At 52.1% G+C, this 21,079-nt stretch carries 13 protein-coding genes; 7 read left to right on the top strand and 6 right to left on the bottom strand.

Annotated elements, in window-relative coordinates; genetic code table 11:
• Positions 1-63 precede the first annotated feature (63 nt).
• The 5 genes from ACTJIK_RS00025 to ACTJIK_RS00045 all read right to left on the bottom strand — a co-directional run bounded on the left by ACTJIK_RS00025 (position 64) and on the right by ACTJIK_RS00045 (position 7,575).
• Entirely contained in the window at positions 64-1,875 is a 1,812-nt protein-coding gene (locus ACTJIK_RS00025; RefSeq protein ID WP_440644182.1) for a glycoside hydrolase domain-containing protein, read from the bottom strand.
• Between the two features lie 24 nt (positions 1,876-1,899).
• Positions 1,900-3,639: a family 43 glycosylhydrolase gene (locus ACTJIK_RS00030; protein WP_440644183.1), complete on the bottom strand. Its 1,740-nt coding sequence runs from the start codon at positions 3,637-3,639 to the stop codon at positions 1,900-1,902.
• 186 nt (positions 3,640-3,825) lie between these two features.
• Positions 3,826-4,584, bottom strand: coding sequence for a phytanoyl-CoA dioxygenase family protein (locus tag ACTJIK_RS00035; RefSeq protein ID WP_440644184.1), 759 nt, complete (start codon positions 4,582-4,584; stop codon positions 3,826-3,828).
• Between the two features lie 91 nt (positions 4,585-4,675).
• A complete protein-coding gene (locus ACTJIK_RS00040; RefSeq protein WP_440644185.1) occupies positions 4,676-5,512 on the bottom strand; it encodes a helix-turn-helix domain-containing protein in 837 nt (278 codons plus the stop codon).
• 2 nt (positions 5,513-5,514) lie between these two features.
• Entirely contained in the window at positions 5,515-7,575 is a 2,061-nt protein-coding gene (locus tag ACTJIK_RS00045; protein WP_440644186.1) for an MGH1-like glycoside hydrolase domain-containing protein, read from the bottom strand.
• A 247-nt stretch (positions 7,576-7,822) separates the two neighbouring features.
• Between ACTJIK_RS00045 and ACTJIK_RS00050 the strand changes: the two genes are divergently transcribed.
• The gene (locus ACTJIK_RS00050; protein ID WP_440644187.1) at positions 7,823-8,911 is read left to right on the top strand and encodes a glycoside hydrolase family 26 protein; all 1,089 of its coding nucleotides are present in this window, start codon (positions 7,823-7,825) and stop codon (positions 8,909-8,911) included.
• A gap of 51 nt (positions 8,912-8,962) precedes the next feature.
• Here the strand turns inward: ACTJIK_RS00050 and ACTJIK_RS00055 are convergent, their stop codons facing one another.
• A complete protein-coding gene (locus ACTJIK_RS00055) occupies positions 8,963-9,790 on the bottom strand; it encodes a sugar phosphate isomerase/epimerase family protein (RefSeq protein ID WP_440644189.1) in 828 nt (275 codons plus the stop codon).
• 508 nt (positions 9,791-10,298) lie between these two features.
• On the opposite strand from ACTJIK_RS00055, the gene ACTJIK_RS00060 reads away from it, so the two are divergent.
• The 6 genes from ACTJIK_RS00060 to ACTJIK_RS00085 all read left to right on the top strand — a co-directional run bounded on the left by ACTJIK_RS00060 (position 10,299) and on the right by ACTJIK_RS00085 (position 20,895).
• Positions 10,299-13,586 (top strand): SusC/RagA family TonB-linked outer membrane protein, encoded by a 3,288-nt coding sequence (locus ACTJIK_RS00060; RefSeq protein WP_440644190.1) that lies wholly within the window; start codon positions 10,299-10,301, stop codon positions 13,584-13,586.
• A gap of 12 nt (positions 13,587-13,598) precedes the next feature.
• The gene (locus tag ACTJIK_RS00065) at positions 13,599-15,392 is read left to right on the top strand and encodes a RagB/SusD family nutrient uptake outer membrane protein (protein WP_440644191.1); all 1,794 of its coding nucleotides are present in this window, start codon (positions 13,599-13,601) and stop codon (positions 15,390-15,392) included.
• A gap of 26 nt (positions 15,393-15,418) precedes the next feature.
• Positions 15,419-16,879 (top strand): glycoside hydrolase family 28 protein, encoded by a 1,461-nt coding sequence (locus ACTJIK_RS00070; protein ID WP_440644192.1) that lies wholly within the window; start codon positions 15,419-15,421, stop codon positions 16,877-16,879.
• Positions 16,880-17,111: 232 nt separating this feature from the next.
• Positions 17,112-19,136 (top strand): tetratricopeptide repeat-containing sensor histidine kinase, encoded by a 2,025-nt coding sequence (locus ACTJIK_RS00075; protein ID WP_440644194.1) that lies wholly within the window; start codon positions 17,112-17,114, stop codon positions 19,134-19,136.
• 206 nt (positions 19,137-19,342) lie between these two features.
• Positions 19,343-19,741: a hypothetical protein gene (locus ACTJIK_RS00080; RefSeq protein WP_440644195.1), complete on the top strand. Its 399-nt coding sequence runs from the start codon at positions 19,343-19,345 to the stop codon at positions 19,739-19,741.
• Between the two features lie 2 nt (positions 19,742-19,743).
• Complete coding sequence (locus tag ACTJIK_RS00085) at positions 19,744-20,895, top strand: hypothetical protein (RefSeq protein WP_440644196.1); 1,152 nt, start codon at positions 19,744-19,746, stop codon at positions 20,893-20,895.
• Positions 20,896-21,079: the final 184 nt, after the last annotated feature.

Genomic DNA, 21,079 nt, shown 5'->3' on the forward strand with positions numbered 1-21,079 from the left:
TTTTTGTTGAATAAAATGGGAAAGCCCGTCATTGCTGGTCAACATTGACTTATCTATAACATTTTACCTGCCCAGCTTATCACTCAACGCATCTACCAGGCTTCGTCCATTGCTGATATCCCCGATGATCTTGTCTTCATCGAAATCCTTCTCGGCGGCAAAGCGTTCCAGGTATTGTTCAAATGTCCGCCACATAGCTTTTACAGCCTGGTCCTTCGATGCGGCTGCCTGTGCTTTTAAAATGCGGATCTTCTCAAAATCAACGATCCCTTCCCTCAGTTTCTCGAAACGCACAGAACTGTTGCCTCCCGGGTAAACGAGGAAACAATCACCCGCAGGCCATGAGCCGAAACGGGCATCCCTCACCGGGTCTTCCGTCCATGCATCGTATGCCCATCTTAAAAAACCATCATAGCCAACAGCGGCGGCATACCAGCTGATCCATCTTCCTTCCGAAGGGGGCGAGAAAACAAAATTGTTGGGCTTGGCGGGATTGCAGCAAACATAGAAGGTAGAGGAAGCGCCTCTCGCGGCGCGCTGTTTTATGTCGGCGGCGGTGGGTTCGTTGCCGTACAGGAAGGAATAATCGTCCAGCAGGGTATCCAGCTCCTTGTGCCAGTTGCCCGCATAGGTGATGCGCCATTTAGCCGGATGTTCTTTGATCACCTTAATGGCGGCCAGCGTCTGTTTCATTTCGTTCTCGTTGATCCCAAGGTATGTTTTGCCGAACCATCCTTTTTGCCGGAGATGTTTTTGCAAGTCGTTGAGAAAAATATGCCAGTGCGTTTTATATGCCGCCGATTCCGGCGCCCAGTAAACATACTGGTAATTGCCGGTGGTCTCATCCATATAACGGAAGCGGTTGGCCCAGGGGATAGCGGTGTAGAGAGTGATCGCTTTGTCGATGCCCAGCTCCATGCACATTGCTACATATTCATCAAATATCCGGTAGTCGAATTTCCAGCTGCCGTTCTTTTGTTTTATCCATTCTATCATGGCCCCTTCTATCATGTACGAATTATCGGCCCATGGGGAATGCACGCCATAGGTGGTGATATATTTGCCTCCCGCATCGGCATATAATTGAAGGTGTTTTTTCAACAGCGCTTTATGTTCCGCGGACCAGGGCCGCAGCTGGTTGTGCCAGGCAACCGCCCATGGATTCTGCCACAGGTCAAGCCGGTACGACCACTCACGCGGCGGCGGCAATAACTGCGGCTGCACCCGGATGGTGACCTGTAACGTTTTGCTGTATTTATCCGTGTTTACTTTCACCGTTCCCAGGTAGGTGCCGGGCGGCGTATTGGCGGGAACGTCCAGCGACAGCCATACGGGCCTTACCGTTCCGCCGGGAACATCAAACCGTTCGAACGGTTCGAACCGGTCCGGCATCAGGTAACCGTTCTTGTACGGCGATTCGCCACATACTGCGTCTTTGGCGCCATAGGGATAATTGGACAATACATAGCGCTCCATGTTCAGGCTGATATGTTCCCTGCTGATCTTATTACCCCCCGGCCCGGTAAGATCGCTTAATACAAAGCGCACCTGGTTCAGGGTATCAGGCGACCACACCAGCAATTGTACATTCAATCTTTCCGCCTTCCAGCCGGTGGTGTTCCAGGTTGTTGCCGGCTCCTGCACCGGCACTTCCGTCCGGAAATACAGCTTGTCTGTAGTGGCGAAGGAAACATGCAGGCCCTGAGCCATGGCGGCCCACGCCTGCTTATCGGTTGTTTTGTCAAAGGTATATTCCGGCTGGTAGTGATTACTTAAAGCGGGTAAATAGCTGCGGTCAATTTCTCCTTTGTTCTGTGAAAAAGCCGGTGATGAAAAATAACAGGCAAGGATAAAAATCAACGGGAATTTTTTCATGTGTTCATTTGTTACATGTAATTGTTATTCTGATCTTATCACCTTTGTTCTGGCAGATACGCCGTTCTCATTGACGGCTTCTATACAAAAGTAATAGGCGCGGTCCTTATCCATTCCTTTGAAGTAGTAGTCGTTGTTGTTGTGCACCATAATGCAGTTGTACAGTTTATCCGGGGAGGTGCCGAAATAAATATTATAAGCATACGCATTATCCACCGGCGACCACTTGATCCATGCACTTCGTTTATCTTTCTCGGTGCGGAGCACCAGCAACTCTTTCACCGTATCCGGCACGGCACCGTTACCATGCCCAAATACCCTCAGCCCGCTCAATGCGAACTTTCCGCCGGGCATATGGATATTTTCCATTTTGATGTAACGCGCCTGCACCGGCTCCGTTAATTCAATGTAATCGTGCGGCACGTCTTTCCGGTTTTTACTTTTATCCGCCAGCATCTTCCAGCGCTTTCCGTCTTCCGAGAACCAGAGTATATATTGGTGGTAAATATCCGTTTGTTTACCTAAAAAAGGAGCGTCCTGGTCTGCATAATTTACCTGTACAGCGTTTACGCGGCTTACTTTCCCCAGGTCTGTCTGTATCCATTCGCCTTTATTGCCGGTGGCTGCGCTCCAATAGGTTTTTATACTTTCATCCACCGCGTTGTTGGGTAAATACCCGCCATGTAATGAAGAAACGGCGACCGGCTTGTTGTAGTTCAGCAGCATCCAGCCGGTGAACCCGGCGTTATCAAAACCGGCGGTATCATTGCCGCGGGAGATGTAGTGCGGATAGTCGCCGAAGGACGTATTGCAGAACATCACATCTTCCTTGTCGAAGCCGGCAGGCCAGAAGCCAATACGGCGTTCGAAGCTGTTCTTAACAGAAATGACTACGCTGGATACATGCCACCAGGAACCTTTAATGTCCTGGAAGGTGGCGCCGTGGCCTGCGCCGCGGGCATACCCGCCCGGCTTATACGAAATTGGGTCCGGCTGCGGCGTAAAAGGCCCCAGCGGGTGATCTCCCACCACTACCCCATCCGCATAGCCGCTGAACTCCGTTCCCGGCGCGGCGTATTGCAGGTAATATTTGCCGTGATGTTTGGTCATCCAGGCGCCTTCCATGAAAGGGTCCAGGAAAGTGTTGTCAAGGTTCTCACCAAAGCGCTGCCAGCCGTAACGGTCCGGCTCCAGCAGGTACATTTCCTTCCGTGTGCCCTTTGGTTGCAGGGTTTTACGGTCCATTTCCACGCCATATAAAGGATAGCGGTTGCTGCTGCCGTTATACATATACAAACGGCCGTCATTGTCCGCAAAAAAAGCAGGGTCCCAACCGCCGATCTCCAGCGAATCGATGGCCTCTTTCCATTCATTCCCTTTGGGATTGGTGCTCATCCAGATGGGAAAATCGCTGGTATAGGTAGAGCCGAATACCAGCAGGGTATCGCCCATTACCCAAACGGCGGGGGCGCATAGTTCGTCGTATACCTTATGATACGGCTTCAGGAACTTCCGCGCCACAAAATGCCAGGTCAGCAGATCGGGGCTCCACCAATAGCCCCATTGATTGGTGGAAAACAGGTAATAATCGCCTTTATAATTTACGATCACCGGATCGGCCGTGGTGCGGTGCTTGCCCCAGGTGGTAAAGTGGGGGATCGGACAATATCCGTAGTCGATATTTACCGGGTTACAGTAAGTTGTCTGCGCCTTCGCATCTGTGCTTAATAACAAGATCGTCAGCGCATATATCCATCTTTTCATCGTAACTGTTTTTCCGTGGCCATTTTATATAAATCTAAAGATTATCCGCTTGTTTATGGCATACAGGCAAAAAAATCAGTCATTGCGTGGAGCAGCGTGGAAACAACAATGCAAAAAGCCCCTTACAGGAGCCTTTTGCATTTCACCAAAATTGCAACTATACAGAAGATGGCCTGCCGCAGTACCTTACAGGAAGATCAGCGGGTTACTTCCCCGGTTCTCTCCCCGGCAGTGATATACTTTATGATTAATATTATCAGGATGCTGCTGGTTCATAACGAGGTCCGTATTAAAATACCGCATGGTATAACCGGTCCTTCTTTTATCGCTGGTATTGGGATCGGCGCCATGGATAATGCGGGAATCGTGCAGGGAATAATGGTTCTGTTCCAGCTCAAACCATACCACCTTGCTTTCATCGACCGCGGACTTTTTTATCTCGATGTTAAAAATGCTGTGATCCGTATCCATTTTTTCATATTCTGAAAACCCGTTGTGGTGCGAGCCGGGGATCACCCCCATGCAGCCGTTCTCTTTCACAGATTCGTCGATGGCCAGCCAAAGGGTAACAATGCTGTCAAAGCGGTCGAAGCGGCCATTCCAGTAAGCGCTGTCCTCGTGCCAGGGCGTCTTTTTCCCGGTTCTGGGTTCTTTGCAGATGAAGTGGCTGCTCCACAAACCTATATCAGGGCCTATGAGACCTTCTACAATATCCAGTATCTCGGGAGCCATTAAAAATTCGAACAGGCGTGCATCTTTCATATGCGGCACATCCAGTTCATCCGGTTTGAGGTTACCCCGGTTATTCAGATGCTCTTCAAAAATGGCGAACAACCTGCTGAATTTCTCCGCGCTGAATAACGGCCTGCCGGTAAGCAGATATCCATTGTCTTTGTAAAAGGAAATTTCTTCCAGGGAGAGCTTTGTTTTTTCTGCTGTTCTCATACCTGATTTTTAATGTAAATCTAGCGCGTACGGGCATTGGAATGTGGCCTATCTTTTATTCCCGGACCCGTGTTTTTTACGCTACAACGACCTACACGATCGTCTGGCTGCTCTTCCGGTATGCTGAAGGGGTTTGCTGGTACACCTGCTTGAAGGTCTTGTAAAAATGCCCCAGGTTGGTGAACCCGCAATCGTTGCAGATCGTTTTGATGGGCGTGTTGGTGATGGAAAGCTGTTTGGAGGCAAAGTTCATACGCAGCTCGGTCACCAGGTCGGTTAACGTTTTATGCAGGGTGCGTTGCACGGTCCTGTTCACATGGTCTATATTCCTTTCCGCCAGGCCCGCAAAGCCGCGTACGCCTTCCTTGAACAACGATGGCGTGGAAAAGCCCCTGATGGCCTGGTTCAGCCAGGCCGGTATTTTCTGGTCGGCGGACAGGTTATCGTTATCCAGCAGCAGGCGGAAAATGAACAGCAGCAAATGATCCAGGTGAAACGCCGTTTTGCGGTTCTGTAGCACCTCTTCGGCCCTTTGCGAGATCCTGCGGACGGACGAGACCGCCAGCAGCGTCTGGTAAGGAACAATATCGCGGGTCCAGAAAAACGATTCGGCGCCGGCAAAATAACGGCTTCTCAAATGCTGCAAAGTATCCAGCGAAAAGGCAAGGTTCATGAGCGTAACGCCTCCTCTCGCAGCGGTGAAAGTATGCTGGTCGTCCGGGCGGATCATGACCAGGTGGCCGGGTTCCAGCATAATTTTGCAGCCATTCACCAAATGAGTGCCGCTGCCGCTTTCCACCCAGAATATCTCGGCAAAATCATGCCTGTGCAGCGACAGGTCGTGCCGGGAGTGAATGGTGACCCTTGCCAGGTGAAAAGCTTCATCGCCCCTGATAAAATTTTTCAGCAGGAATTTTTTGACGCCCATGATCAGAATATCTTTATGGTTCCGGGTTTCCCCTGGTATTTAGTCTTTCCGTCCAGGATGATCTTACAATAAGAGGCCGAGAACTCCACATCTACCACATGCCCCCGGTGAACAAAGCCTTTTATTGCAACTTTATCTTTTATGGTGGAACGGGGATGCATCCAGAGACTGCCGTCCAAACGGGGTTCCAGGCCTGCCATGCCGTACAGCACAGCGGCCGCGCCCATTAAGCCGGCAACCACATTGGACCTTTTGAAAGAAGGAGAACCTGGGCGGTCGCAATAATGCTCCTGCGGAAAATAAGGAAGCTGTGCGCCCATCCAGAACTGGCGTTGCAATACATCCCAGGCTTTTGCGGGAAGGTTCTCATGATAAAGGTCCAGGGCCAGCTGCGGCAGATCGCCTGAATACGCGCCTCCCCCTCCCCAGTCGGTATCTGTCACTTCGTAATGAATGGAATCCGCTTTGGATACGCTGCTAACACCGTAAGGAAAAAGGAATTTACCTTCTTCCAGCTGTTCCAGCATTCTTTTTTTCATGGCAGGGGTGCATACGCCCGTTCTCAGCATGTCGAACACCTGGATGGAATACACGGTTTCCCTGTGCCCGTCCGGGTATTTACAGCTGAACCATCCTGTGGTTTCATCCCAGAGCTCTTTCCTGATGTTCGCGGCAATCGTATCCGCTTTTTTCCGCCATTGCAGGACGGTTGCTTTATCGTAACCGATCTTTTCACCCATCTCCGCCAGTTTCCTGAAACACCATGCCCGTTCGGCATTCGGGCTTGGCACCATATGTTCCCAGCCCATGCCGCGCATCTCGAGTAAATTATGCTGGCCGCCGTAATCGATCACGCCATTTACCATGGGTCTTTTTTCATCGCTGAGCACCAGGTTCTTTACCTGCTCGAACAGGTCGGGATAAACGCTGTCCTGGCAGGCCACGGCGTACACCAGCGAGGTAAATGCCGCGGTGCTGTAGGCATATCTTACGCCCAGCCCGGTGCCGTCCTGCGCAAAAGCATAATATTTCTCCAGGTCAATGGCGGTCATGGTACGCGCAATGTCCAGCAGCTTATCTCCCATCATCATGGAAACAAGGCCCGGCGCATACCCGGCCACATCCCAGAGATAGGTGTTCATGCCGCCGCCGTCCAGCCCGCTGGTAACGAGGGCCGGCCGCAGCTTGAATTCCGGTTTCTCCCAGATGCAGACCAATCCTGAGGCAACGGACCTTTTATAATAATTCTCCAATGCCGTATTGTTTGTTGTCAGAACAGGAATATTTTTCAACGCCCAGCCGAGGCGGGTTTCCCATATAGCGGCTGTTTGTTTTTCCCAGGCCTGCAAGCCGTCAGGGGCCGATACGGCATCCGCATCCCTGGCGAACACCACGGCAACATAACCGGTGCGGCTTTGCTGCGGAGCAATGTTCATACGTTGCCCTTCCTGCAATACATTTGCTTTTACCGCTTCACCGCCCGGCAGCCCGGCCGGCGGCATGAAGCCCCACTCCTTCAGCGGGTAGGCCGCAGGTTTCCCCGGCGTGACCAGCGGGATCATAGCCAGGTCCAAAGCGGCAGCGCTCCTGTTCTTTACCTCGTAACGTATCAAAAAGCCCGGCTTGTCTGCGAGCGGTACCAGCCGGGAATTGATCTCAAAGGAGATCAATCCACCTTCGTGCATCCTGTGATAAGTGCCTCTTCTTAAAACCCTGTCCGGCTGCCATTGCCCGCCGGTATAAAGTATATTCCTGACCTTGCCACCCCACACGAAATGATCCCGGATAGTATCGCCATTCGCTATAAACCGGGCTTCGAACCTGAACCCATGGCCGGACACAGGCGGAGACATCACATCGCCCACGCCCAATACCGAATTCAAAACCGGGTTTACGCTGGTATAACCGCTTCCCACCCACAGGTGGCCGGGCGGCGTCACCAGCCGGTTCAGGTCAACCGAAAAATCTTCCAGCTTCCATTTGGGCTGGGCAACCAGCCGGGAGCAACAGCAGGTGACCAGGAGTATGAGCAGGCCGGCTGCTGCAAAACGTATTTTCATCATTCTTGATAGTTGTCTTTTTTACCAATAATTTCTTCCTGATTTTGGCGCGGCAACTCAGTCCTCCATTCCGCCATCGCCGTAAAAATAGCGCCTCATTTCAACGGGCGGCCTGCCTTCTTTTATCTTAAAATAACTGTTTGCTACGCTACAACGACTTCAACACTGAACAAGCCTTCGGATGTGCTTACCTTAGAAATGCAAGGCAACGCTTGTGGATATGCTTTTGTCAACCTAAAAATGAAACGTTATGAAAATCACTATCCTGAAACTATTTGCGGCAATGCAGGTGCTGCTCAGCACCGGCTGCGCCAAACAGGAAAACAAGATCCCGGACCCGCTGGTTGGCGTTCCCCGCGGCAACATGCTCATGGGCGCCAATCCCGCACTGGACCCCAGGACCGACGCGCTGCTGAGATTCATCCAGAACCTGAAGAACCAGCCTGGCAAGCGGATAATGGCCGGGCAAAACAGCAACATCTCCCATAAAACACAGTACAAGCTGGGAGATAACCAGATCATTCATCCTTTTGCGCAGGCCACCGGGAAATACCCCGCTATCGTGGGTTCCGACTTTAATGATGTGGACAACTGGAATCATCATTCGCCTTTCCTGAAAGACCTGAACAAGCAGCATGGATGCGTTATCGAGATCTGCGGCGGGCTCAAGAACCCAGGTGTTACCAGCGGCAGCGACCTCAGCGCATTGCTGCCGGGCGGATCGCTGCGGGCGCAGTGGGTGACCCATATGGATTCTATGGCCGCCAAGCTCGCGTACTTCCAGACAAACGGCGTAAGCATATTATACCGGCCTTTCCATGAAATGAACGGCAGCTGGTGCTGGTACTATACCACCAACTACGCAAACTTCAGGGCGCTGTGGGCAGACCTCTTCAACTATTTCACCAGCACCAAAAAACTAAATAATCTCATCTGGATATATGCGCCCAACAACAACGTGGTCGGCGACGGCGCCTATACCAATTATTATCCCGGCACCAACTACGTGGATATCGTGGGAGCCGATGTGTACGCCGATAATATGGTCATCAACGATTACAGCGTGATAAGAACGCTGGCCAAACCTGTTTTCCTGACAGAATTCGGCACCGGCCACGGCGTACGCGGCAACAGCGACCCGAACCTGAACGGTACTTTTGATTATAACCTGCTGGCCGAAAAGATCAGGACCACCTATCCCAATGTGGTGGGCTGGTTGTGCTGGCACGACTGGAACACCACGCAGCTGGGATGGATCTACAAATCCATGTATAAAAATAATTACAGCAACCTCATCAATCACAGCTGGATGGCATGGGCCAGCGACCTTAATTATTAACCGGAAAATCCTCCACAGGCGTTGCTTTCATCCATGCCCCTTTCCTGTAGCCTATCGAATATACCGTTCCCGCAACAGTTGCAGCATGTATACATTGATGGCCCATTGATCCGATAAAGGATCGCGCGAGTAAGGAAGCGTAGGCATATAATCCGGCGGGCCGAATTCGGTCAATATCGTAAGGCGCTTGCCTGCTTTCCTTTTTGCTTCCACTATTTTATCCCACCAGTCCAAATGCGCTTTCACTGCCGGTTCCCATTCGGGCGCCCTGGGATCGCTCACCTGCGGCCCTTCCGGGTGGCCAATGCGCGCATGGATATGATCTGTCCGCGACAAAGCAAGATCAAGCGTTTCCTGCTGATCTTCCAACAGGCTTTCGCTCACATTGCACCAGTGCGACACGTCGAAGGTGATGCGCAGCTCCGGGATGGTATGCAGGTAATGCCTGGCGGCGGGCGCCGAGTACAGTATCCTTGCCCGGTGCGTTTCGTGGCAGATTGTGATGCCGGTTACCCTGGATAACCGGGTGGTATGATCAATGAAAGCCTTGTTCTGTTCATAGCTGAAATGATCCCTCCCGGAATGACAATTGATAAAAAGCGGCCGCCGGATGGTTTGGGTGGCGGCTTCATTCGTCGCAGCAATGAACTCTTCAAGATGCTTTTGATAATCGCTGTCGAAGCCCGCGCACAGCAAGCCGAGTTCCAGCTCATATTTCTCCAGCGCGGCAAACAGCTCTTCCTGCGCTTTTTTCTCCGCCGGCCACAGCACCTCTATTCCATCATATCCTTCTTTTTTAATCCTGCCGCAAAGCTCATCGATAGTACCGGTAAAGCCCCAGCCGGTGCCCAGGATCTTAAGTTCAAATTCGTTAGTCATGATAAATTCGGGTTTAAGAAATAGCGCGAAACGCAGTCTATAAAATGCAACCGGTCCCGGACGGACATGTTGCCTTGCTGTTGTAAGATAAGCACATGCCCGGGCTTATACTAGTGAAAAGTCGTTTTACCGTAAAAAACAGCTATTTTAAGATAAAAGAAGCCGCGCCCCTCCTTAAAAGGAGTCGCTATTTTTACAGGGGCGGTTAAATACAGGGAGTGCACGTTGTGAAAATATAAATACTCTCTTATACATTAGTTCGGGTCTGGCTTTCCACGTATTCCTGATTTTTAAAATGCATGCATTTACATGAAAGCAATTGTACTGTTACAGATCATGCTTTATGCTGTTGTGCACACTACGCGGGCACAAACAGGCGGCAGGTAAAATGTCGTTCTTCCCTGCATGCCGGGAACAATCATGGCGGCAGGTTATATCACTCGGCGAAAAAAGGAATGGGTTTATGTTCTATAAAATATCTCTTTATCACACTAAATAGATTTCCGTTATGCTAAGATCGTTACGCATGACCTGCAGGGTAGTGCTTGTTTCCGCAGGAATATTGTATCTCTTTACCGCTGCATCGGCGCAGCAGCCAACCAGCCCGCCGCCCGCCAACACCGTTACGGGGCATATCACCAACGAAAAAGGCGAGCCCATGGCGGGGATCACCGTTACAGAAAAAGGCACGCAAAACTTCGCGCAGGCAGACGCTCGCGGCGATTTCCGCATCCAGATCCGGGGCGCACAGGCCACCCTCGTGTTTTCGGCTATCAACGTTACCACGAAAGAAGTGCCGGTAACTGCCGGCCAGAACGTAAACATCACCCTGGCGGAAAAAACGACGGAGCTGAACGATGTGGTGGTCATTGGCTACGCCACCCAGCGGCGCCGCGACCTTACAGGCGCGGTATCATCCGTCAACGCGGGACAAATAAAGGACATCCCCCTCAGCTCAGCGATGCAGGCATTGCAGGGCAGGCTGGCAGGCGTCAATATCTCCACGACGGAAGGAGGCCCTGGTGCGGCCGTCACCATCAAGGTGCGGGGCGGCGGTTCCATTACCCAGGATAATACGCCCCTGTACGTGGTGGATGGCATCCAGGTGGAAGACGCGTTGTCAAAAATAGCGCCACAGGATATTGAGTCGGTAGACGTATTGAAAGATGCCGCGGCCACTTCTATCTACGGGGCCAGGGGCGCCAATGGCGTAGTTATCATTACCACCAAAGGCGGTAAACCCATGAAAACAGTGGTAGCCTACAATTATTTTTACGGCGTCAACAAGCTGGCCAAAAAATTCGATGTAATGAACCCGCGGGAATTTATCGAATACAACTGGGAGAAAACAAGGAACACTTTGTCCGACAGCTCCGCGTTCACTTCTCAGTATGGCAATACCTGGGTGGGGCTGGATTCGATCAGGAACGCGGCTGCCATAGACTGGCAGGACCTTACGTTCGGCAGAACTGCACCCACCCAGACCCACAACGTCAGCATTACCGGGGGAGATAAGAAAACCACTTTCAACATCAGCTATACCAACAACAACGAGAAAAGCGTAATGATCAATTCCAGCTACTTGAGGAATCTCCTGAATGTACGGCTGGACCATACTGTTTCGGATCAATTTAAAGTGGGGCTGAACGTCGTTTACAATGACCAGGAGATCAACGGTCCCGGTACAAGCGCATCGGGCAATGTGACCAATAACCGCCTGCGCAATTCCGTTAAATACCGGCCCTTCCTGCTCAATTCAGACGATCCCAACAGTTCCAACGACGCGGCTTATTTTGCGCAGACCAATGCTACGGGATATTATCTCATCAATCCCATTGAATTTGCGAATGCCTCTTACCGGCGCAACCGTGCTGTCAATACCACGATCAGCTCCTACCTGCAATATGCGTTCACCAAATACCTCTCGCTGCGCGTAACCGGCGGTATCAACAAAACCACGGGAAAGTTGAACTCGTTCGACGACTATATCACCTGGAACGCTATTACCAACAGTGGAGGGAAGCCTATCATCAGCATCGTGAACAGCGAAATGACCTCAGTGAATGAAAATGCAGTGTTGACTTTTAATAACAGCTCCTTCAAGTCCGGTTTTCATAAGAACAACTCTATCAATGCGCTGCTGGGCCAGGAGATATACCAGGTGTCTTCCAATTCACAGACCGACCAGGTAAGAGAGTTCCCGATAGGCATCACTCCTGAAAAAGCATTTTCACAGTTGAGCCTGGGCAAATCCATGCCCCTGTACCCCACTTCCACCGACGCCAAAAGCAGGATCGTTTCTTTTTTTACCAGGATCGGTTATACCTATAAAAATAAATACCTGGCCACCTTCAACCTGCGGGCCGACGGATCTTCGAAGTTCGCTCCCGGCCGCCAGTGGGGCTATTTCCCATCCGCATCAGTGGCCTGGCGCATTTCCAGCGAGGAATTTTTCAAACCCAACGGCTTTGCCTCCGACCTCAAGCTCCGCCTGAGCTACGGGCTGGCTGGCAATAACAGGATCGGCGATTTCCTGTACACTCCCCTTTACAGGTCCAACGCCTCTCCCTACAGCCTGAACAACGTCGTTCTTCCCGGTTATGCCATTGGCAACCTGGCCAACCCGGAATTGAAATGGGAATCCACCCTGTCGCGCAACGTGGGCCTGGACGTAAGCCTCTTTAACAACGCTCTCCAGGTAAGCCTGGACGCCTACCTGAACGACACCCGCGACCTGCTCATCAACGTGCCCATCGCCGCCAATTCCGGATTCAGCACACAGTTGCAGAATGTAGGCAGCGTGAGGAACCGCGGGCTGGAATTACAGCTGAGCACAACGGCTATTTCGAAAAAAGACTTCAAATGGAATATCAACTTCAACATAGCCACCAACCGCAACGAGATCATCAAGCTGTCGCATGTGGCAGACCGTTATTTCGCCAGCTCCGGCTGGGGGCCGGGCAATGAATACCTCGTGCAGGTAGGGCAGCCTGTAGGCGCCATCTGGGGATATGAGGCAGACGGCATGTATACCCCCGATGATTTCGACTACAATCCCGCTAACAGCGCATATGTGCTGAAGAGAGGAGTGGCGGACAATACGCCCTCCGTAGGCATTCCCGCCCCGGGAACCAAGAAATTAAAGGACCTGACCGGCGACGGCATTGTGAACGCCGACGACCGTACGATACTGGGCACCGCCCAGCCGAAATTTACCGGCGGGCTTAACAACCAGCTCACCTACAAAAGATTTGACCTTAGCGTGTTCGTGAATTTCGTGTATGGCAATAAGATCCTGAACGGCGACAAGGTTGAATTCAGCAATGCCTATGCAGGCAGCTTCTCCAACCTTACCGGCATCATGAACGACCGCTGGCGCACCATAGACGCTAATGGAAATGCCGTGCAATGGGCTGTTTCCGCCAACGGCAAAACGCTGCCCGCGGGCGCTCCCCCGGAAGTATTGGCTGAGATCAACAAGGACGCAAAGATCTGGCAGCCTATCAAAGGAGGCAATTACCTCCTGCTCGATTCCTGGGCTGTTGAAGACGGTTCGTTCCTGCGCTTCAGCAATATAACACTTGGATACAGCCTGCCGGTGGAAACGCTGTCGAGGAATAAGATCAGCAACCTGCGCATCTATTGCACGGTGAACAATGCCGGCATTATCACAAAATATACCGGCCTCGATCCAGAGGTGAGCACCAAGAATTCCAATTATGTAACGCCCGGCGTCGATTCTTCTCCTTACCCACGCAGCAGAACATTCATCGCCGGTATTAATGTCAAATTTTAGATCATTCAGCATATGAACATCACTCATTTAAAGAGACTTGCCATTCTCACCGGGATCTTTTTCCTGGCCGTCTCATTCAATTCCTGCAAGAAATTCTTAACGCTGAGCCCTAATTCGGCTTTCGATGAAGCCTATGTGTTCGGCAGCGTCAACGACGCTTACAGCGCCGTATTAGGCACCTACGCCACGCTCGCCGGCGACAGGGGATATGGCGGACGCATCCAGTATTACTTTTCCAACGACTGCGACGAATCGTACTGCAACGCCAGCAATACCGTAGGCATTGGCGGCGATAACGGCCCCAAAGCCCTTTGCCGGTATAATGCCGTGGCCACCAATACCGAGCTGGATGCGGAATGGAATATCTACTACGCAGGGATCGACCGGGCGAATCAATGCATCAAGAACATCCCGCAGATGCATTTATACAACAACGGGTCCGACAACGACAAAGCAAGCCTGAGAAGGTTGCATGGCGAGGCGCTGGCGCTGAGGGCGCAGTTCTTCTTCGACATCATTAAATTCTGGGGAGATGTGCCGGCCCCGTACATCCCGTCTATAGACCAGCCCGATCTCAACCTGCCAGCCACGAACAGGGATTCCATCTACGACCATATCCTGAACGACCTGGCGATGGCCGCAACCCTTTTGCCCTGGCGGGGAGATCCCGGCGTTGCGGTAGACGAGCGGATCACCAAAGGAGGCGCAAAGGCGCTGAGAGCAAGGATCGCCCTGTTCAGGGGCGGTTATTCGCTGAGAGCCGCTTCCAAACAAATGGAACGGCCCGCGGACTATCTCAAATATTACCAGATCGCCAGGGATGAATGCAACGATATCATCAATTCCGGTAAACATAAGCTGAACCCCAGCTTCCTGGCTGTGTTCAAGGATAATTTCGACGCGCACAAGATCGAACCCAACGGCGAAGTTCTGTTCCAGGTAGGGCTTTCCGGCGGAAACGGCGTTTCGGACGGCCGTGTCGGCTTTATCGACGGCATCCGCACCAACGGCAACGGTATGGGCTCCGACTGGGCGCTCCCTACCTACTTTTATAAGTTCGACAGCATGGATGCAAGAAGGGATGTCACCATCGCCAGCTATGCGATAAACGGGTCAGGCCACTATATCGGCAGCGCATCCGTTTACGGGCCGTTCCTGATGGGGAAGTTCAGGAGGGACTGGCATTCCAATCCCGCCACCCCGTTTAACAGCAACTTTGCTTACACGGGCATCAGCTGGCCGATGATCCGTTACCCGGACGTGCTGCTGATGCTGGCGGAAGCGGAGAATGAGATCAACCAGGGGCCAACCGCCGCGGCCACCGATGCATTCAGGCAGGTGCGGGTAAGAGGGTTCAATGGCGATGAAAGTAAAATAGGCACTATTCCTTCCGACTACGCCGGCTTTTTCAAAGCCATTGCCGATGAGAGGATGTTTGAATTCGGCGGCGAAGGATTGAGGAAATGGGACCTGATCCGCTGGAACCTGATCAGCACCGTATTTGCCGAAACCCGCTCCAACCTGGACAAATTCAGGCAACGGCAGGCTCCTTACGAGAATGTGCCTGCTACCATGTATTATCTCAACAATTCCACCACGGGTATCGCCTATTATTCCAGCTATTACCAGCCTTCGCCATCCACTGCACCCGCGGGGTATACCAGCGTGAAGTGGGCTTCCGCCTATTTAAACACTTTCGCCAATGACTGGGCGGGAAGCTTTGTGCCTAATCAAAGAGAAATTTTGCCTTACGGCCCACAGACACTCAGCAGCAATCCCAGTCTCCGCCAGGGTTATGACTATTAGATTTGAATGAAATTAAATACAGACGAATGAAACGTAAGAATGTGTTTTTGTTGCTGACCATTGTCTTGTTTGCATTCCATGCAAAAGGAAATAATGTTAACATACTCGATTTCGGTGCAACCAGGGATACCGCCAAACTGAGCACGGCAGCCATTAACAAAGCGGTGGAAACCTGCTTCAAGGCCGGGGGCGGAAGAGTGATCATCCCGGCCGGCAATTTTAAAAGCGGCACTATTACTTTACTGAACAATGTAGAGCTCTTCCTGGAACGGGGCGCGGTGTTGTACGCCAGCACCAGTCACGAAGATTTTCCCCGCCAGCAGCAGCCCGCATACCGCTCTCAAAAAGACCCGGGTGGCTGGTATGCGCTGATCTATGCGGAAGGCGCCAGCAACATCGGCATCAGCGGGTTTGGAACGATAGACGGTCAGGGCGCCAGGCAGGCGCCGCGCCCCGGGCCGAAAGGAGCCGTACATGAAGACCGGGATGGAAGACCAAGGAATATCCTGTTCATCTCCTGCCGGAAGATCTCGGTGCAGGACGTCACCATGCAGAACTCCGGTATCTGGAACCAGCATTACCTGGATTGTGAAAACCTCATCGTCAACAACATCCGCGTGTATAACCACAGCAACAGGAACAACGATGCGATCGATATAGACGGATGCAGGCAGGTGGTAATATCCAACTGCATCATGGATACGGACGACGACGGCATTACCCTCAAAAGCACAGGCGCCGCTCCCTGTGAAGATGTTACCATCACCAATTGCATCGTGAGCAGCTTTTGCGCCGCCATCAAATGCGGCACGGAATCGACCGGGGGTTTTAAAAATATCCTGATCAGCAATTGCATCGTAAAACCTTCTGCATGCCCAACGGAACCGATATTCAGAACACCGCGCATCGGGCAGGTGGGCATTGCGCTTGAAATTGTAGACGGCGGGGTCATGGATGGCGTAACCGTGAGCAATATTGTGATACAGGGCACGGAATGCCCGATATACGTGAGGCTGGGCAACAGGGCCCGCAAACATACCGATGCGGCGCCGGAGCCGCCCCGCGGAAAGATGCGCAATATTTCCCTGTCGGATATCAATGTATATGATGCTGGCAATTATTCCTCTTCCATTACCGGCATCCCCGGCTCCGCGATAGAGAATATCACGCTGAACAATATCCGTATTGTGAACCGCGGCGGCCTTAAACAGGGAGAATACACCGGCGATCCCCTAAAAGTGCCCGAGCTGGAAAAGGAATACCCGGCGCCGGACAGGTGGAAAAATCTGCCCAGCTCCGGCTTCTTCATCCGGCATGTGAACGACATCGCGTTGCGCGACGTTACGCTTCGTTCGCTTGCTACAGATCCCCGCATGCCTGTGATCGCCGATGATGTGGAGCAGCTGCATATCTCCGGTCTGCGTACAGACCGGCCGGATGCCAAAGCTGTGCAGCTGCTGAATGTGCGGAGTTTTAAACGAAAGTGATAGGAGATATTTTTTTGAACAGGTGAGAAAAGGTCCGCGATGCGGACCTTTTCTATTTTAGAATGGATGCAAAATTCATGAAAAAGGGTGAATATAACCCTGTAAATCATAATCTTACCGGATGGAAAGAAATGCTTATATTAGTTGAACAACGTCCATATCCCGGAGAAATATGCATGAATCTTCCTTGTTTAAGTCCCGAACGGCAAGCAGGCAAATTCTTCTGTTTATAATGATAGCTGTAATTGCCTGTACACCCGCCACGCAAAAAACGTACGAACACCCCGCCTACTTCGATACGGTTTTCGCCAGGGCCTATACTATCGAGGAATCAAGCGTGGCCGCGTCCCATGCTTACCTGGAAGATGCATATGCCAGATTCCCCGAAGCAGGGAAGGCTGACCTCTTCCGGAAATACGCCTTCATGCACCTTTACAGTATGAGGATCTTTAATTACCAAAAAGCCATGTTGTATGCGGACAGCATGCTCACCTTGTTCAACGACAAATCCCTGCAGCAACGCTACCCCCTGAACTACGCTCAGGCGCTCCTTTCACGGGGAGACGTATTGCGGGATCAGAAAAAGTATAACGAAGCCTACCTGTATTTTTACCGGGGCCGCGAAGTATTACAGAAAACGAATGATACCTGCCTCTACCACGAATATGCCAGCAGGCTGGCGCTCGTCTATTACAGGCAGGAAAAATATCCGGAAGCGGCGCGTTATTTTTCGGAAACCTTCCAATGGCTGTCCCGTTGCGACACTTCCTCTTTCAACACCTTTTATGTCCTGCAGGGCATGCTGGACAATACGGCTCTCAGCTACGACAAAGCGGGCAACGACCGGCGGGCGCTTGCGTTGTACGACAGCACCCTGGATTTCATCCGAAAGCGCGGCGCAAAGTTCCTGCATATCCCGGATCAGGCCAGGGGCATAAAAGCGGCCACAGCCGTCGTGTATGGCAACAAGGGCAGTCTCCTGCTCCGCATGGGAGATACGCTGGCAGCAGAGTCCCTGTTCCGGCAAAGCATTGCCATCAATCTCCATGGCAGGGACGAAAAGAAAGACGCCCAGATGACGATGGCGAAACTCGCGGCGTTGTACCTGTCCCGCAATTTTTACGACAGCGCCCGGGCAGTATTACGGGAAATGAAATCGTCGCTGGACATGTTGCCCGACGCCGAGATCCGGCAACGCTGGCTTTCCCTTCAATGGCAATATTATGAGAAGACGGATCAGCAAAACGCGGGATATGCCGCCCTGAAGGACTATGTAACGCTGAAGGACTCCCTGGCGGCCGCCGCTCCCAAACCGGTGGTGGCGGATATCAACAAAGAATTTGAGCGCATGGCCGGCGAGCACCGGCTGGAGATACTGCAAAAAAACAACGAGCTGAAAACGGCCTACCTCTTCATCCTGGTCTTCCTGTGCCTCAGCGTGATCCTGATCGCGGTGATGATCTGGCAGAACTGGCGGAAGTCACGCCGGCATGTGGCCGCGCTCCAGCTTTTGAACCAGGAGGTCACCACGCAGCACGAACACATACAAAAAAGCCTGGCGGCACTGGAACAGAGCCAGCAGAACCATTACCGGATGATGAAGATAGTGGCGCATGACCTCCGCAATCCCGTGGGCGCCATCAATACAATCGCCAGTTTATTGTTAATGGCCAACCAGCCTGAAAGAAAAGAGCAGGACAAAGAAATGATCGAGCTGATCAGCACCTCCAGCGTAAGCGCCCTGAACCTCATTTCCGACCTGCTGGAGCTGGATACTTCCCTCACCAACATGGAAATGGAAATACTGGAAATAGACGTTGCGCTGAAATATTGTGTGGACCTGTTGCAGACGAAAGCCATGGAAAAAAATCAAAGCATCCGGCTCCACGCGGAGCCTGTGCAGGTGATGGCCTGCCCGGAGAAAATATGGCGCGTGTTCAGCAATCTTATCAATAATGCCATTAAGTTCAGCCCCGACGGCGCTCATATTGAGGTGGAACTGAAACGGCAGAACGGTAACGTAAGGGTTGCCGTGAAGGACCAGGGCATCGGTATCCCGCCGTCGATGCAGGGCAAAATATTCAGCCAGACCACCGAGGTGAAAAGGAAGGGAACCCGTGGCGAAGCATCTTTCGGTTTCGGCCTGAGTATTTCCAAACAGATCATTGAAGCGCACGACGGGATAATATGGTTTGAAACCGAGGAAGGCAAGGGCACCACTTTTTATATCGAAATGAAAGCCGCCTCCCGGAAATAAAGCGCCTGCTCTTCCTTGATTAAAATACTTAATTTTAGGTATTCCGCTTTCACCAGGCATTTCAGACCTTTAGACCTCAAAAGAACCTTATTTTTTAATGCCTGGGAAACCGGCCCCGCAGAGAAACTATCAAATATAAACCCGAAACCTTCCAGGTATCAACGCTATGTTCCATCAACTCAACTAACATTCTTAAACCTTACACAATGGACTCTTACAAAGTTGGCTCCGGCGGGCAACAGATCAGGCTTGCCATAGACATTACCAGCAATGGTATTGCCACCACCAGGGGCTTCCTCATCACCCCCACCGACCGGTCGCCCATACCCGGCTGCGCTTCGAAAGACGCGACAGGCGATATTATCCAGATGCCCATCGGCACGGCATCAGGCCTCAAAGGCAACAAGCTGCTCATCGTGACCAATATCCTGCTGTTCTGGCCGGACCCCGAAACGCGGAAGATCGAATTCGAAAAGATCACCGCGCGTTATGTGATGGACGATGGGAAAGACGGCCATAAAGAATTTCCCGAAGCGGACGTGAAAGTGGATGCGCTGGACGATTTCACGGACATCTGGCTGCACAAGACCATTAAACTGAGCTAAGCATGAAAAAAATCTTTACCCTGTTCCTGGTAGTTTGCAGCAACGCCGTTTTCGCACAATCGGAAAAAGAACCCGATCATAAATCCGTTCCGCAATCCAGCGCATTCAAGCTGGTGGATATTTCCCCTACGCTGATAGAAACGCCGGTTACGCCGAAAGCTTTCGGGCTGGGCGTTTTGCAGAGCTTCGAAAGCGGCGGGAGCTGGCCGCAGAATTACTCCGCGGAATTTACGCCTTACTGGTGGGCGCTGCCGAAGAACCGCGATGCGTATAAGTTCCTGGGCATCCGCCGGCACGACCACCCCGTTACCAAAGCGCCGGTATATCGCTCCAGCCCTTTCTCCGCGTTGAAAATGACGAATGTGTCCATCGCGTTTTTGCAGAAAGACCTGGTGCCCGATTCAGCGGAAGCTTCGCAGAAGGTATTTTCCGCCGGTTTCAGGACCACCGTTATCCGCATATATTCTTCCGCGCATGCCAATAAGCTGAACGACATCATCAACGGCGTGCGCAGCATACAGGCCGAACGGATCGCGGGACTGGTGAATTATCCCGATTTTATTGCCGCCGGCGCTGACCCTGTCAAACAGGCCGAAGCCACTAAAAAATTCGCGCGGCTGGGTACGGCGGTAGATTCGCTGAAGAAGGTGATCGAAAACCAGATGGCGCAGAAACCCGCCTTCCAGTGGGACCTTGCGGGCGCTTATGCTACTTACGGCATTGCGGATACAGCCTGGAGAACAGGCCGCGTGGGCCTCTGGACCACCGCCTCCGTGAACCTGTTGCTGAATGCGAACGGCGAAAGGACGAAACAGAACTATCTGACCATTTCCGCGTATGCGCGGTATATGTACGACAACTTCGCCAGCGAAAAGAACTTTGTGACCTGCTCCAACAGCTTCGACGTCGGTGGCCGGCTGTCGTTCGAGTTCGATCCGCTGAGCCTGGGTTTTGAGGCTATCCACCGGAATTACACCGTGGAAGGCGAGTTGCGCTCGCAGCGAATGATCGGTTTTTTGAATTACCGCGTGGGGAAAGACCTGTACCTGAACGGCGCGTTCGGCAGCGATTTCGGGATGGATAAATCCAGGATACTGGCGCTTTTTGGCCTCAACTGGGGCTTCGGCAACGAGAAGCTGACCTTCAACGATTAACCGCTTTGGATAATGAAAGCCGCCGGGGATCATGGTTCCCGGCGGCTTTGTTTTTTTGCGGGGGGCCGCCCGGCTCGTATTTCATTCCCTTTTTATATGACGCCGATCCCCTCCAAATCTCACATAAACGCACTATCTTCGCGCTTCGCCGGTGGTGGCATTTTTCGCAAACTGCTGATAATTA

It is taken from the genome of Chitinophaga sp. 22620, assembly GCF_052044405.1.
Classification (GTDB): Bacteria; Bacteroidota; Bacteroidia; order Chitinophagales; family Chitinophagaceae; genus Chitinophaga.

What these genes read in the sequence shown, in the direction of transcription:
- ACTJIK_RS00025 (WP_440644182.1), bottom strand. Translation starts at nt 1,875, where the DNA reads ATGAAAAAATTCCCGTTGATTTTTATCCTTGCCTGTTATTTTTCATCA.
- ACTJIK_RS00030 (WP_440644183.1), bottom strand. Translation starts at nt 3,639, where the DNA reads ATGAAAAGATGGATATATGCGCTGACGATCTTGTTATTAAGCACAGAT.
- ACTJIK_RS00035 (WP_440644184.1), bottom strand. Translation starts at nt 4,584, where the DNA reads ATGAGAACAGCAGAAAAAACAAAGCTCTCCCTGGAAGAAATTTCCTTT.
- ACTJIK_RS00040 (WP_440644185.1), bottom strand. Translation starts at nt 5,512, where the DNA reads ATGGGCGTCAAAAAATTCCTGCTGAAAAATTTTATCAGGGGCGATGAA.
- ACTJIK_RS00045 (WP_440644186.1), bottom strand. Translation starts at nt 7,575, where the DNA reads ATGATGAAAATACGTTTTGCAGCAGCCGGCCTGCTCATACTCCTGGTC.
- ACTJIK_RS00050 (WP_440644187.1), top strand. Translation starts at nt 7,823, where the DNA reads ATGAAAATCACTATCCTGAAACTATTTGCGGCAATGCAGGTGCTGCTC.
- ACTJIK_RS00055 (WP_440644189.1), bottom strand. Translation starts at nt 9,790, where the DNA reads ATGACTAACGAATTTGAACTTAAGATCCTGGGCACCGGCTGGGGCTTT.
- ACTJIK_RS00060 (WP_440644190.1), top strand. Translation starts at nt 10,299, where the DNA reads ATGCTAAGATCGTTACGCATGACCTGCAGGGTAGTGCTTGTTTCCGCA.
- ACTJIK_RS00065 (WP_440644191.1), top strand. Translation starts at nt 13,599, where the DNA reads ATGAACATCACTCATTTAAAGAGACTTGCCATTCTCACCGGGATCTTT.
- ACTJIK_RS00070 (WP_440644192.1), top strand. Translation starts at nt 15,419, where the DNA reads ATGAAACGTAAGAATGTGTTTTTGTTGCTGACCATTGTCTTGTTTGCA.
- ACTJIK_RS00075 (WP_440644194.1), top strand. Translation starts at nt 17,112, where the DNA reads ATGATAGCTGTAATTGCCTGTACACCCGCCACGCAAAAAACGTACGAA.
- ACTJIK_RS00080 (WP_440644195.1), top strand. Translation starts at nt 19,343, where the DNA reads ATGGACTCTTACAAAGTTGGCTCCGGCGGGCAACAGATCAGGCTTGCC.
- ACTJIK_RS00085 (WP_440644196.1), top strand. Translation starts at nt 19,744, where the DNA reads ATGAAAAAAATCTTTACCCTGTTCCTGGTAGTTTGCAGCAACGCCGTT.